Origin of the sequence: Mesobacillus maritimus, from assembly GCF_019749255.1 — a bacterium.
GTDB classification, from domain to species: Bacteria; Bacillota; Bacilli; order Bacillales; family Cytobacillaceae; genus Mesobacillus_B; species Mesobacillus_B maritimus_A.
This window is the reverse complement of the sequence record NZ_JACWFH010000007.1, coordinates 202,777-216,350: the sequence shown is the minus strand read 5'-3', so window position 1 is coordinate 216,350 and position 13,574 is coordinate 202,777. Positions and strand designations below refer to the sequence as shown.

The 13,574-nt window shown below is 38.2% G+C and carries 15 protein-coding genes; 6 read left to right on the top strand and 9 right to left on the bottom strand.

The window, feature by feature from the left end; all coding sequences use genetic code 11:
* Window positions 1-128 precede the first annotated feature (128 nt).
* Window positions 129-1,034, top strand: a complete 906-nt coding sequence (locus tag H0185_RS04325) for an AEC family transporter (RefSeq protein WP_221871529.1) — start codon at window positions 129-131, stop codon at window positions 1,032-1,034.
* A 43-nt stretch (window positions 1,035-1,077) separates the two neighbouring features.
* Here H0185_RS04325 and H0185_RS04320 read toward each other — a convergent pair whose 3' ends face one another.
* Complete coding sequence (locus H0185_RS04320) at window positions 1,078-1,848, bottom strand: alpha/beta hydrolase (RefSeq protein WP_221871527.1); 771 nt, start codon at window positions 1,846-1,848, stop codon at window positions 1,078-1,080.
* Window positions 1,849-2,166: 318 nt separating this feature from the next.
* Between H0185_RS04320 and H0185_RS04315 the strand changes: the two genes are divergently transcribed.
* A complete protein-coding gene (locus H0185_RS04315; protein ID WP_221871525.1) occupies window positions 2,167-2,631 on the top strand; it encodes a nucleoside deaminase in 465 nt (154 codons plus the stop codon).
* Between the two features lie 11 nt (window positions 2,632-2,642).
* A complete protein-coding gene (gene ade, locus H0185_RS04310; RefSeq protein WP_221871896.1) occupies window positions 2,643-4,415 on the top strand; it encodes an adenine deaminase in 1,773 nt (590 codons plus the stop codon).
* Between the two features lie 118 nt (window positions 4,416-4,533).
* Here ade and H0185_RS04305 read toward each other — a convergent pair whose 3' ends face one another.
* The 3 genes from H0185_RS04305 to H0185_RS04295 form a co-directional block, all read right to left on the bottom strand.
* A complete protein-coding gene (locus H0185_RS04305) occupies window positions 4,534-5,304 on the bottom strand; it encodes a cytochrome c oxidase assembly protein (protein ID WP_221871523.1) in 771 nt (256 codons plus the stop codon).
* Window positions 5,301-5,798 carry a DUF2243 domain-containing protein gene (locus H0185_RS04300; protein WP_246628998.1) on the bottom strand — a complete coding sequence of 166 codons (498 nt, stop codon included), beginning with the start codon at window positions 5,796-5,798 and terminating at the stop codon, window positions 5,301-5,303. Before H0185_RS04300 ends, H0185_RS04305 begins: the two co-directional genes overlap by 4 nt.
* Window positions 5,799-6,315: 517 nt before the next feature.
* Window positions 6,316-6,960 carry an SDR family oxidoreductase gene (locus H0185_RS04295; protein ID WP_221871519.1) on the bottom strand — a complete coding sequence of 215 codons (645 nt, stop codon included), beginning with the start codon at window positions 6,958-6,960 and terminating at the stop codon, window positions 6,316-6,318.
* 319 nt (window positions 6,961-7,279) lie between these two features.
* Between H0185_RS04295 and H0185_RS04290 the strand changes: the two genes are divergently transcribed.
* The 3 genes from H0185_RS04290 (at window position 7,280) to H0185_RS04280 (ending at window position 9,056) form a co-directional block, all read left to right on the top strand.
* Entirely contained in the window at window positions 7,280-7,780 is a 501-nt protein-coding gene (locus H0185_RS04290; RefSeq protein ID WP_221871517.1) for a hypothetical protein, read from the top strand.
* 224 nt (window positions 7,781-8,004) lie between these two features.
* The gene (locus tag H0185_RS04285; RefSeq protein WP_221871515.1) at window positions 8,005-8,370 is read left to right on the top strand and encodes a CidA/LrgA family protein; all 366 of its coding nucleotides are present in this window, start codon (window positions 8,005-8,007) and stop codon (window positions 8,368-8,370) included.
* Window positions 8,367-9,056, top strand: a complete 690-nt coding sequence (locus H0185_RS04280) for an LrgB family protein (protein ID WP_221871513.1) — start codon at window positions 8,367-8,369, stop codon at window positions 9,054-9,056. Before H0185_RS04285 ends, H0185_RS04280 begins: the two co-directional genes overlap by 4 nt.
* 76 nt (window positions 9,057-9,132) lie before the next feature.
* On the opposite strand, the gene H0185_RS04275 is transcribed toward H0185_RS04280, so the two are convergent.
* From H0185_RS04275 to H0185_RS04255, 5 genes are all read right to left on the bottom strand, one after another.
* On the bottom strand, window positions 9,133-9,960 hold the full coding sequence (locus H0185_RS04275) for an ABC transporter permease (RefSeq protein WP_221871511.1): 828 nt from the start codon (window positions 9,958-9,960) through the stop codon (window positions 9,133-9,135).
* The gene (locus tag H0185_RS04270) at window positions 9,957-10,853 is read right to left on the bottom strand and encodes an ABC transporter ATP-binding protein (RefSeq protein ID WP_246629025.1); all 897 of its coding nucleotides are present in this window, start codon (window positions 10,851-10,853) and stop codon (window positions 9,957-9,959) included. Before H0185_RS04270 ends, H0185_RS04275 begins: the two co-directional genes overlap by 4 nt.
* Before the next feature lie 283 nt (window positions 10,854-11,136).
* Entirely contained in the window at window positions 11,137-11,847 is a 711-nt protein-coding gene (locus H0185_RS04265) for an ABC transporter ATP-binding protein (RefSeq protein WP_221871506.1), read from the bottom strand.
* Entirely contained in the window at window positions 11,840-12,613 is a 774-nt protein-coding gene (locus H0185_RS04260) for an ABC transporter ATP-binding protein (RefSeq protein ID WP_221871504.1), read from the bottom strand. The genes H0185_RS04265 and H0185_RS04260 overlap by 8 nt, the downstream gene beginning before the upstream one ends.
* Window positions 12,585-13,562, bottom strand: coding sequence for a branched-chain amino acid ABC transporter permease (locus H0185_RS04255; protein ID WP_221871502.1), 978 nt, complete (start codon window positions 13,560-13,562; stop codon window positions 12,585-12,587). Before H0185_RS04255 ends, H0185_RS04260 begins: the two co-directional genes overlap by 29 nt.
* Window positions 13,563-13,574 lie beyond the last annotated feature (12 nt).

The following is a 13,574-nucleotide window of genomic DNA, read 5'->3' as shown; positions in this document are numbered from 1 at the left end:
GCAGGTCTTTTTTCTCCCCAGCGAATTAAATCGGTGATATAATAATATAATTGTATGTGAATCAGCAAACTTAAAATTATATAAAAATACCATTATAAAATTGCGCTAGAAACAAGAGGAGTATCAAGATGAACCAAGAAATTGTAACGATCATGCTATTAATTGGTGTTGGATATCTATTCAAAAAACTGAACATCTTAAAAGAATCAGATGGTGAGGTTATTTCAAGGATTATTTTTAATATTACATTACCTGCGCTTGTGATTATCTCCCTGAACTCCGTCCAAATTGAACCATCCTTAATGCTCCTCCCTTTTATTGTCGTCAGCTATGGGTTAATATCCGTTTTATTTGCTTATTTTGTTTTTAAAAATGAAGATAAAGAATTAAAAGGGACCTTGATGATGCTTTCTCCCGGATACAATGTAGGATTATTTGCCTTCCCTCTTGTAGAAGCATTTTGGGGCGCTGAGGGTCTTTTGTATTTTGGAATGTTTGATGCAGGCAATTCTATTCTCATCTTTGGGGTATCCTATATTCTAGGAAGTTATTATTCTAAAGATGGTCTTAGTCTTAATCCTATCGGAATTGTAAAAAAATTTAGCAAGTCGATTCCGTTCATGAGCTATATCATCATGACTATTCTAAACCTCGTGAACATCAAACTTCCAACAGAATTCATTGATCTAGCCACAATTATTTCAAAAGCCAATATGCCATTATCCTTAATTCTTTTAGGACTTTATATGAATTTCACCTTCGAAAAACAATATGTTCGTCCCATCTTTAAGTATTTGCTTTATCGCTATGGGTTGGGGCTGCTTTTTGGGTTAGCTTTTTATTTTTTGCTACCAGTGAGTCATATGTTTAGAATTACGATTCTAATAGGATTTCTATTGCCAATTGGACTAGCTGTCATTCCCTATTCCCATGAATTTAACTATTCAACAACCCGCTTAATTGGCACAATAGCGAATATATGTATTTTCATAAGTATTATCATTTTGTTTATCCTTGCAAACTTTGTACTATAAAAAAAAAACGAGTGGCTGTTCACTGTGAACCGCCACTCGTTTTTTATGAATTAGAGGCAATTAGTTCCTTTGCTAACTGCTGTTGAACAAAGTTAACCACATTTTCAACAATCTGTTCTTTGTCATTGTCCATCGATGCAACATGGTAAGAATTTTCCAAAGTAATAAGATCTTTTACTTTGGAGTTTACCTTTTTATATATAAATGCCGTATTTTCAGGTGGAACAACATGGTCAACGGAAGATTTCACACATAAGATTGGGGTTGTAATGTCAGGTAGTAACCTTGGTGTACTTGCCATTAACGCTTGAAGTTGATGGATTGCTTTTAAAGGTGTCTGATCATAGGTAATTTCATAGACTCCTTTTGCCTTAATATCAGGCTCACCTTCAGGAAGAAACTGTGGCACCTGACTATCTTTTAGGTACTCAAATGCAGGAAGCGACAAGGCTGCGTTGACAGTAACAATTCCCCGTATTTCAGGGTATTTATGTGCCAACTTAAGCGTCAAGGTGCCACCCATTGATTGGCCTAATACAAATACAGTGGAGCATTCTTTAGCTAAATAGTGGTATCCATTTTCTAAAGCTGCAAACCAGTCATCATAGGTACAATTTTCAAGGTCATGGAAGTGGGTCCCATGCCCTGGTAAACGGGGTGCCAAAACAGTATACCCATACTCCGCAAGTCTCTCTCCAATAAACTGTACACTTTGTGGTGTGCCTACAAAACCGTGCGAAAGGAGTATCCCTACTTCATTTCCTTTATAAAAAAATGTCTCAGCACCATCAATAACAGGGTATTTTTCCTTCATAACCATGACCTCCTTATGCTCTTTACAATTACATTCTTGTTTTCTTTAATAGGTTACCAATATCATAACCTTAGTATTCCGAGTTGTAAAGTATGAATTAAAAAAATACTCGAGACAACCTATTCCTCCGTTCATACAATCAGTTATTCTCACTAGCTAAGGTAATAAGAATATGATGAAATACCCTGTTAACTTTCCTTCCATATTTATTTAAAAGAATGGAAGATTTTTATATGATATTTGGAAACGTATTTCCCCCGTAATGGAGGAATGCAACTAAAATAAATTTTCCAGTTAAAGAAAGTGAGTGAATGATAGATGAATATGTTTATGGAGATGGCTGTTCAGCTTGCACTGGATAATGTAGTAAACAATACAGGAGGCCCTTTTGGTGCTGTCGTAGTGAAGGACGGCGAAATTGTCGGTGTTGGCCAAAATCATGTAACCAGCCTAAACGACCCTACTGCCCATGCGGAAGTACAAGCGATTCGCGATGCATGTCAGTTATTAAATTCCTATCAACTAGAGGATTGTGAACTTTATACGAGCTGTGAACCATGTCCGATGTGCCTAGGTGCCATCTTTTGGGCAAGACCTAAAGCAGTATATTTTGCTTGTACAAAGGAAGATGCTGCCAATATAGGCTTTGATGACAAATTTATATATGAACAACTTGAGGTTCCCCATGAGAATCGAAAAATTCCAATGGTGAAAGTGTCCCTTAAAAATGCAGATTCAGCTTTTAAGGCATGGACAAAATCAAATGATAAAATCACCTATTAAACTTGAAAGGGCTGACGAGAGTGGATAAGACTTTTGCGCGGAGAATTGCGGTCGCTGCGGGTCGTGAAAAAGCGGACCTTGTGATAAAAAATGGTAGAATCATCGATGTATTTAATGGTGAGATCATAGAAGATGATCTTGCTATTGTTGATGGTTTTATCGCTGGAATTGGACGTTACAAAGGGAAAGAAGAGTTGGACGCCAAGAAAAGCTATATTTCCCCCGGATTAATTGATGGCCATGTGCATGTTGAATCTTCTATGGTTACTCCTCAAGAATTTGCAAAGGTTCTTCTTAAACAAGGGGTCACGACCGCGATTACCGATCCTCATGAAATTGCCAACGTCTCAGGGATAGATGGAATAAAGTACATTCTCGATTCATCAGAAAACACCATTCTCGACCTTTTTGTCATGCTGCCCTCGTGCGTTCCTGCAACTGAATTTGAATATGCTGGTGCCAAGCTAAGTATGGAAGACTTACAACCTTTCTTACACCATCCAAGGGTCTTAGGATTGGCAGAGGTCATGAACTTTCCTGCAGTAAAATATGGCGAGAGACAAATGCTCGAAAAGCTTAGTCAAACGTCATCTCTTGGAAAAATAATTGACGGTCATGCCGCTGGTCTTCAACCAGATGACTTAAATATTTATATGGCAGCTGGAATTCGGACGGATCATGAATGCACTACGCTCGCTGAAGCGAAGGCTCGCTTACAAAAAGGGATGTATCTGATGATACGTGAGGGGACTGTGGCAAAAGATTTAAAGAATATTATTGGAATTGTAAATGAAAAGAACGCACGCCGATGCCTATTCGTTACCGATGATAAACATCTGGACGATTTAATTGACGAGGGGAGCATTGACTTTAATATTAAACTCGCCATCCAATGTGGACTCAACCCAATAACAGCTATTCAAATGGCTACTTTAAATGCCGCCGAATGCTTTGGGCTTCGTGATCGCGGAGCCATAGCACCAGGGTACAAAGCTGATCTTTTATTAATTGATAACCTAACAGAGATGAACATTCAACGGGTATTCAAGGATGGATTGGAGATTGTCCAAAATGGGGTACTAAAGAATTCAGTGGGTGCAAGCAAATCCACGTCTACTCCTCATTTAACGCAAAGTGTACGTTTTTTAAACTTATTGCTAGACGATTTAGATATTACGGTTACCGGAAAATATGCCAATATCATTGAGGTGATTCCTAATAGTCTGGTAACACGACACTGCATTGAGGAAGTGGATGTCAATCATGATAATTTATTTCAGACCTCAGTAGGCAATGATTTATTAAAGCTTGCGGTAATTGAACGCCACAATATGACAGGTCAGATTGGATTAGGAATTGTGAAAGGTCTTGGTTTAAAATCAGGTGCGATTGCTTCTACTGTTTCCCATGATTCTCATAATCTTATTCTGTGTGGCGAAAATGATGAAGATATGTTATTAGCCGCCTCTGAGCTCAATAAAAGGCAAGGCGGATTGATCGTAGTTAATAACGGAGCAATACTAGCTTCCCTTGACCTCCCTATTAGCGGACTCCTCTCCCCTCTTCCTTATCAGGTGGTATACACGAAGCTTCAGAAAGTAAATGACGCATTGAAGGAATTAGGAGTATCTGTTGGGTTTAACCCCTTTTTAACACTCTCTTTTCTAGCATTGCCAGTCATTCCGGAATTAAAGCTCACCGTTCAAGGCTTGTTTCATGTTGGAAAATTCCAGCACCTACCAACAGCGTTACCGAAACTAATGACAGACGGTAAGATACTTTAGTAGAGAAGGTCAATCTAACAATGGAAACTTTCACCGTGACCATTTGCATGTACTCATCAACTGCTTGGGCACGGTGGAATCAATCAAAACGCTTAATGAATGTAACAAAAAAACTATCTCATATCGATTCTCTTAAATCTTGAGACTCCCTTGGTCGATTACCCTTATACCATTGAAGCCAATAAATAAAAATCAGAACTAAGTCAATCGCATCCCCTCCATAGTACATAAGCATTCCTCCCTGCTCCGCCTGAATAGATGGGACTCCAACTGGTGGAGTTCCGTAGATATATTTTGATAAAATACCATGGCCAGAGAGAGCAATCACCAATACAATCCCCCGATAAAGGTAGCTCCGCCTATGGGAAATAGGGTCAATATAAATCATGGAAGCGGTAAAAAGATATCCAGCTAAAAACACATGGAAATGGATCAATAGATGCAGGAACACATGATGGTGCATGGCTGAATATAATTCAGTTGTGTATAGCAGCCAAAGTCCACCGATATTAAGAACGGATGCAACGAAAGGATCACCCACAAATTTTACAAACCTACTTTTCAGCATTTTGGATAAACGGCGACCTTTCGAAATCGATAAACTCCTTAAGATTAATGTTACGGGCGCACTAAGCACTAATAGGAGTGGTGCTAGCATCCCAAGCAATAAATGCCCCACCATATGTACAGCGAAATTATGATGAGCTTGTGTTGCGATTGGACCAACAAGGGCTGCCTCCGCCGAAAAAACGCCCATTACCCAATATAAAGATCTATAGGAGGGCCATTTTTTGTAATGTTGATTTGATGACCTAACCGCTAATAGATATACAAAAATAGCTAGTACCCCAATCGCAACAAAAAATAGGTTTATTAAATTAGAGGTCATGAGTTAGAACCAGTTAAATTCATTTGTTTATATGAATTTTTAGATTTTCTAACCAAATAGTATCCAATGACAACCATGCCAATCGCAGTAAGATTCCAAATTAAATCATACGGGAGTATGACCACATTATACCGAATTTGGTGAAGCATCATCAGTTTATGTTGGATTGTTCCGTCATAAAATTGAAATACCCCAGCCCCTAACAAAACGCTACCAAGCCACCTTTTCCAATTCCACGCATTTCTGCGGCGAAGATCTGCCACTAAGAACAACCCTCCAACAGTCGTCAACCAACTCAGTCCATGGAAAAATCCATCAGAAATTAGACCTAAACTTGTAGTGGATTTGTCATAAAAATGATGCCAATGTAAAAGTTGATGAAAAACCATTTCATCTATAAAGGTAACCAGACCTACTCCAAATAAAATTCCCGACAAGATGGCACGGCTGTTCAATTGTTTATCTATCTCTTGTGGAGCTTTTGTTGTTCTCATTAAGAGTGTCATCTCCTTGTATAATCTAAAACTAAATGATGGCTACCAGTTTAACCAGAAATCCCATCCTGAAAACATGAAAAAGGGTGGCCCTTCCCTCAAAACTTCCTTAGAAGGTTAGCCACCCCTTATGGGCAAAACTTCATCCGTAATAATTGTTATAATTTAATGGTTTACTAATATGAATTCTGTAAAGCATTCATCTAGCTTACCGCTTAGCAACCAGCCGAAGCTACTTGTATGGACTCCCTGCAACTAATAATAATATTTCTTTACTTTCCATGATTGTCCCTAATCCCATAGGAATCGTATGTGGCATATTCATCAAGATTAAAAGGTGTTATGCCTTAATAACATGTCTGATACCTTTGATCGTATGCAAGACCAAATGTTCCTGGTGTTCAGCCTGTCGCAAGGTCTAAGGTAATGCTTGGTGCCAGAGTGATTTTTCCAGAATAAATTTAACTGCTTCTATGTTCAGTTCCTGATAATCAAATATTTTATTTCCCTGATTAAATTAAAGTGCTTTTAATGCATCGGGAATCGGTGTATCTCCGCTCACGACATCAAAAGAACGCTTATAGGTATTGACTTCTTCCAATGACTCCAAAATGATTCTCGCCACATCTTCACGTGGAATTGTTGTTCCCTGTACAGATTCTCCTGCAGTGATTTTTCCAGTACCCGATTCATTCAACAGGCCACCAGGTCGAATAATCGTGTAATTGAGTTCACTTTGAATCAGAACCCTATCTGCATAGTGCTTGGCCACATAATAAGGTTTAATGTGTTCATTCCAATTTTCTCTTTTGTGTGCTTGAAGTGCACTAACCATAACAAATCGGTTAATGCCAAGTTCTTCAGCTACCTCAATGGTTTTTACTGCTCCATCCAAATCAATAAGAAGGGTTTTGTCCGGACCCGTTTTCCCTCCTGAACCTGCTGTAAACACAATTGCATCGCACCCATTTGCTGCCTTAGCGATAACATCAACTGTATCTTCAAGGCTTGCGACCGCAGTTTCAATACCTAATTGGTTAAAAGATTCTTTCTGCTCTTCTTTTCTTATCAAAGCTCTAACTGAATGTTCCTTGCTTTCCTTTAAAAGATGTACCAAATGTCGTCCAATCTGGCCATTCGCTCCAACAACAAACACCTTCATGCCATCCTGCTCCTTTCAGCAACGCTTGTTACAATATTTTTGTATTAAGTCGTACCATATTTGATCATACACAGACTGATTAACATTAAAATAATATTTAGTAAGCAAAATCAAATACTTAATCAATGGTCAATAGTATTATGCCTTAGTATACTGGAAATTAAAGTGTTGTTTTGTATTCACTTTTACAAAAATAGTTCATATTGGGGGAATATCTAGATATTTTGCTAGGTGTAACCTTCAACATTAATAGATTTCCATTTAACGCTCTATTTATGCTATTATTAATCTGAATATTCTAATAAAAGGAGTGGATCACATGAAACAATATGATGATAGAACACAAAAGGTACTCCATGAAGTACAAGACTATTACGGAAGTATTCCAAACACCTATTATGCTGCCGCGGATGCTGGTGTTTTATCAAGACTTTGGGCACTGGCCGGAGTTACTTTTAGAACGGGGCAAGCAGAACATGAAGATAAAAGAATATGTGCTGCAGTGATCGCTCATACACTTGGACTCCAAGAATTACTCGTTGCTCATTTAATGATATTAAAAAAGGATATGGGATGGAACCGCCAACAATTTGAAGATCTTTTACGAGAAAATTACCCCGCACGAATGAACGAAAGACAGATCCTCGTCGCAAAATTAGCAAAGTCATTAGCAGTAAATCCTGTAAATGTGGATCGAGATGTCCTTAAGAACCTTGAACAACTTGGGCTTACAAAAGAAGGTATCGCCGAACTAATTGCGCTGCATGGATTTGTGCGTTATATGGCTACCTTTGTAAGTGTTTATGATATGGCCTATTGAACATTTGAAAGTAACGACCTGCCTCTCGATGAGTAGCGGGTCTTCCTTTTTTCCTCATCCCTTCCCCTTCTGTATTTATCTCCTCTTTCCTATGTATCACCAACTTTTTGTCATGATTCCTCCCATAATTCAAAATCCCGTCAACTTTCCTAACAGGTTTGCTGACAAAGAATCCTTTCTAGTCTAAGCTAAAAATAGAATTTAGCCATTGGAGGAGATTGACTATGAGAATAAAGTGGATTTTTCAGTTTTTCATAATCATCGGATTCCTTCTCCTCGGCTATGGGATTGAAATCGTTGTTCCAATCCCATTGCCTGCTAGCGTAATTGGGATGCTGCTACTTTTTCTTTTCCTTTTAGCTGGGGTAATTAAACTAGAATGGGTTGAAAAGGTATCCTCTTTTCATTTAAAACATCTGCCATTATTGTTCATTCCTCCAATAGCTACGTTATTTATTTCTTCTAGTATCTTTAAAGTATTACAGTGGGACATTATGTTGGTTTTAATAGTAAGCAGTATAAGCTGTCTGTTAGGCACCGCTATAACAGTTGAATGGTATGAAAATCGAAAAGGGAGGAGAACCAAGTGAATATAGTCTTTACTACCGTGGTTTACATTTTACTTACACTTTGTTGTTACTTTCTTAGTCTTAAACTTTTCTATCTATATAAGAAAGCATGGTTAAATCCGCTGTTCACCGGATCAATCTTATTAGTATTCTTACTGCTTGTTTTTCATGTAAAAGAGGAAACTTACCAACATGCATCCTCTATTTTTAGCTTCCTTTTACAGCTAGCTGTTGTTTCATTAGCACTTCCGCTTTATAAACAATGGCAATTTTTAAAGAAGCATTACAAAAAGATTATTACAGGCGTTGTTTCTGGAACGTTTATAGGACTGATGGCCGTATTGGTCTTGTCCCAGATTTTCCACATATCGCATCAGCTACTCGCCTCCTTAATTCCCCGCTCTGTTACTCTTCCGATTGCTTTAACGATTTCAGATAACCTCGGAGGCATTAGTTCTATGACAATTCTTTTCGTTGTGATATCTGCATTATTCTCAGTGTGGATGGGACCAAGATTATTTACTACATTGGGAATTAAGAGTAAATCTGCAAAAGGGCTGGCGATGGGGACTTCTGCACAAATGATTGGAGCAAATACTTCACTTGCTTGGGGAGAAGAGGAAGGTGCCATGGGCAGTGTGGCAATGACTACATCTGCTATGCTGCTTACGATAGTGGTGCCTGTAATTTCATTTATCCTATCGTAAAACAAACAGTCCAACCATAATGAAGGTTGGACCTGTTTTACCCAGACGTATTTAATATGCTCTAGCCTTTTTTCCATTAATGAATTTGATTTTCAAATAAGACATGGCGATCATTTAATTTCGTCATTCTTTGTAGCAATACTAAGTTTAGAACCAATATCCCAGCAGAAATAATTAAAGTAAGCTGTGCTCCTACTAAAAACAATCCACTTGCTTGCCCGACAATTAAGCCCACAACGGGGAGAACGATAATCCCACCAATGTTTTGTGCTTCTTGATAGGTTTTAACTCTTGAAGATATAAAGATATTTAATAAGACCGTCATTAATATAACCATTGGAGAAAGACAAGCAATTAAAGCAACCCAATTACTTGATGGAAAGATGATTTCCCCAAACAGTTGATATCCTAGCCCATTAATAATGAAGCCACAAAGGATAAAACTAATGAGTGAAACAAGGAAGGATGGAATAAAGGATGCAAGTGTTTTACTAATAAATAGGGTTTTTATTGAAACTGGTGAAAACAATAGGCTCTCAAGAGTTCGGCGCTCTTTTTCACCAACAAAGCTGTTTGCAGCTACAACACTAGCAGCAATTATCGGCACTAATAAAAACAATGAAGGAAGCAAATAGTTGATAATCAAATACACAATCTTTTGTTCGGTTGTATCAAAAAGAACATCCGCATTTTTAGTTTCTGCTAAAAACATTCCAATCATTTTCTGCATATCCGCACCCATTGCTTTTTCGAGATCAAATAGTAATGCAGAACCGATTAATATTGTTGGAAATATTACTGAAAATACGATCGGAATAATGATGATTGTGGTTAATAAACTCTTGGTTCGAAATATATCCCTTAAATCTTTTTTTATGATTGCCTTCATCATCACCTTGTTCATCGGTTACCCCTCTCCCTTACTTTAAAATAAATAGATTCGAGGTCATTATTCACAATTTCGACTGAAAAAACTTGATGATGTTTTAAAAGCTCTCTTAAAACCGTCGAGATTTCTTCCTTTTTAGGCAGTGTAACTAAAATTCCCCCTGAGCTGTGCTCACAAGGATACCCTCCTATCGTTTTTTTGGATGGAGTATAATCCGTTCCGATTCGTACAATGACATCTGTTAAATAGGTTGCCTCAAGGTCTGACATCGAGCCTTGTTCAATGATGGTTCTGTCCTCCAAGAAAGCAAACGAATCACAGATTGGCTCGAGCTGATGCAACACATGAGAACAAATAATAATGGTAGTCTCTGTTTCTTCATTGTATTTTTTCAAATAGGATAGAACCATTTTAATTCCATCGGGGTCTAATCCGTTTGTTGGTTCATCTAGGAATAAGATTTTCGGGTTATGTAAAAGCGCTTTGCACAAAGCAAGCCTTTTCTTCATACCCGTACTGTAAGTGCCCACTAGTTTTTGCTGATGGATATCTAACTCAAACAATTTTAATAGCTTCTGTATTTGATTTTTATCAGTCACACCATATAAATCAGCAAAGAACTCTAAATTTTCGATCCCAGTCATTTGGTGGTATAACCCAGCGCTTTCCGTTACAATTCCTGACATAGAGCGAATTTCATCTCCATGACTATTGGGACTCAACCCCATTATTGATATTGAACCTGCGTCTGCTTTAATAACACCATTTAAGATTCGTATAAAAGTTGTCTTTCCTGCTCCATTTGGGCCTAGAAGGCCCACAATTTTACCTGATTCAACCGTAAAGTGGATATCCCTTAAAACCAACTGACTCCCAAATGATTTTGATACCCCGTTAACCTCAATCATCGCCCCCACCAACGCTCCCCCCTCTTACTAGAAATTTAGATAGTGCGAACCACCTAGAAATACTATAAATGACAATTATTTCATTTGGAACAAGTTTTTTCTAATTTACTTAAGTTTTAAAAAACGTCCTATATTCAACAATGTTTTTATTAGCGAGAAACAAACAATATGGCTGACAAAATATGAAACTTGCATTGGATTTTTCCACAATCTTTACAAAAAGAGCTCTTATCAAACAAGTAAAATGGCTGACATCTCTGATGCCAGCCATGTTGAGGAGAAATCAACTCGATTTACGTCCAAGATATGCTTCCATAATTCTTGGATCATTCAAAAGATCCGTTGATTTACCATCTGCAATGATTTTTCCTGTTTCTAAAACGTATCCATAATCGGAGACTTTTAGTGCTTGTCTTGCATTTTGTTCAACAAGTAGCACAGTGGTTCCACTTTGGTTGATTTCTTTAATAATTTTAAAAATATCCGCAACAACCAATGGAGCAAGACCCATTGATGGTTCATCTAAAAGTAAAAGCTTAGGGCGACTCATAATCGCTCGTGCAATCGCAAGCATTTGTTGCTGTCCACCGGAAAGGGTTCCGCCAAGTTGCTTCTCTCTTTCTTTTAATATCGGAAAACGAGCAAACATTTTCTCAAGGTCTTTATCGATTTCGTTGTCCCTTCGATGATAAGCTCCCATTTCTAAATTCTCTAGAACGGTCATACCAGCAAGGATTTGCCGGCCCTCGGGAACAAGGGCAACTCCTTTCTTTAACAGCTGATCAGGCCTTAAGCCAGTTACATCCTCCCCAAGAAATTCAATTTTTCCCTCCTGAGGTTTTAATAGACCCGATATAGACTTCATCGTCGTCGTTTTTCCGGCACCGTTCGCACCAAGAATCGTAACAATGCTTCCTTCCTCCACTTCCAGAGAAATATTTTTTAAGACTTGTATTTTTCCATAAGAAGCATTAAGTCCACTAACCTTAAGCATAGTCTTCCTCCTCTTCACTGCCGAGGTAGGCCTCGATGACATCTGGATTATTTTGAATTTCTTCTGGTGTACCTTCTGCAATCTTTTTTCCAAAATTGAGAACCGCGATGCGGTCACATAAATTCATAACCAGTGGCATATCATGCTCAATTAATAGAACTGTAATCCCCCGGGTTTGAATTTTTTTTATCAACTGAAAGAGATCACTCGTTTCCGTCTCATTCATTCCTGCTGCTGGTTCGTCTAAAAGCAATAGTTGTGGATCACTCGCCATCGCACGGGCGATTTCAAGCCTTCTTTGTTGTCCATATGCAAGGTTCTCTGCGGTGACATCCGCATACCCTTCTAGCCCAACAAATTCAAGTAACTCGTTTGCACGTTGGCGAATTTCTTCCTCCTCTTTACGCTGCGATTTTGTTCGGAAAACACTACTTAAAACACCAGACTTACTTCGACAATGAACACCGACCATGACATTCTCTTCAGCGGACATTTTTGGGAACAAACGAATATTTTGGAACGTACGACAAATTCCCTTCTCGGTAATCTTATTTGGTTTAAGTCCATTAATGTTTTCATCTTTAAAGAGGACTTCGCCAGATGATAACGGGAACATTGATGTAATTAAATTAAACATCGTTGTTTTTCCAGCCCCATTTGGTCCAATCAAGCCAAAGATTTCACCCTTTTGAATCGTAAAAGAGACATCAGATACGGCTGCTAGACCACCGAAGTTTTTACATGCTTTTTCCACTGCTAGAACCATGCTTGACACCCCTTTTCGAAACTTTAGATTTAATCCAATTGATCAAACTCACGTCAATCAACCCTTGTGGTCGAACAGCCATTAATATAATAATCATTAAACCATAAATCATATATCGATATTCACTAATAAAACGTAATACCTCTGGAAGAAAAGTAAGAAAGATTGCCCCAAATACTGGCCCCCAAATTACTTCGCTACCACCAAATATTGTAAATACTAGAATATCTACAGCGCGATGATATGAGAAGTCTGCCGGGCTGATATAAGCGAGAACATGAGCGTATAAACTACCTGCAAAACCTGCGAGTAACGCTCCTTGAGTAAACGCCAAAACCTTGTAATAGGTGATGTTAATTCCCATCGATTCAGCTGCTTTCTCATCAAGATTAATGGCTGCGTAAGCACGTCCAACACGAGAGCGACTTTGTCTTCTAAAAAACCAAACTAAGAAAATAGCAATTACTAAAAGGAGCAAAAAGATACTTAAAAAGATAAATTGATTGTTTTGTAACCCCATGTTTTGCGGGTTGAACCCGAACTCTTTTACCGTTTTAAGAATCTCACGTCCAATATGGGGAATACCAGAGATTCCAACAGAGCCTTTCGTTAATGATTCCCAATTTACAAACACAACACGAATAACTTCACCGAATCCAAGGGTAACGATGGCTAAATAAACACCCTGAAGCCTTAAAGTCGGAAGACCAATAATGATTCCAAAGAGGCCCGCCATTAAAGTACCCGCAATAATTCCAACTAAAATAGGTAATTCAAAATTGATCGTTAGTAGAGCGGAAGTATAAGCTCCCAATCCCATGAAACCAGCACTAGCAAGAGATAATTGCCCTGTAGAGAGAGGGACGTATACGCTTAGTGCTAGAATAATATTAATTAAAACAAAACAGCCAATTTGTAAATAATATGGATTGATTAATTCAGCTAGCATTGGTACACCTTC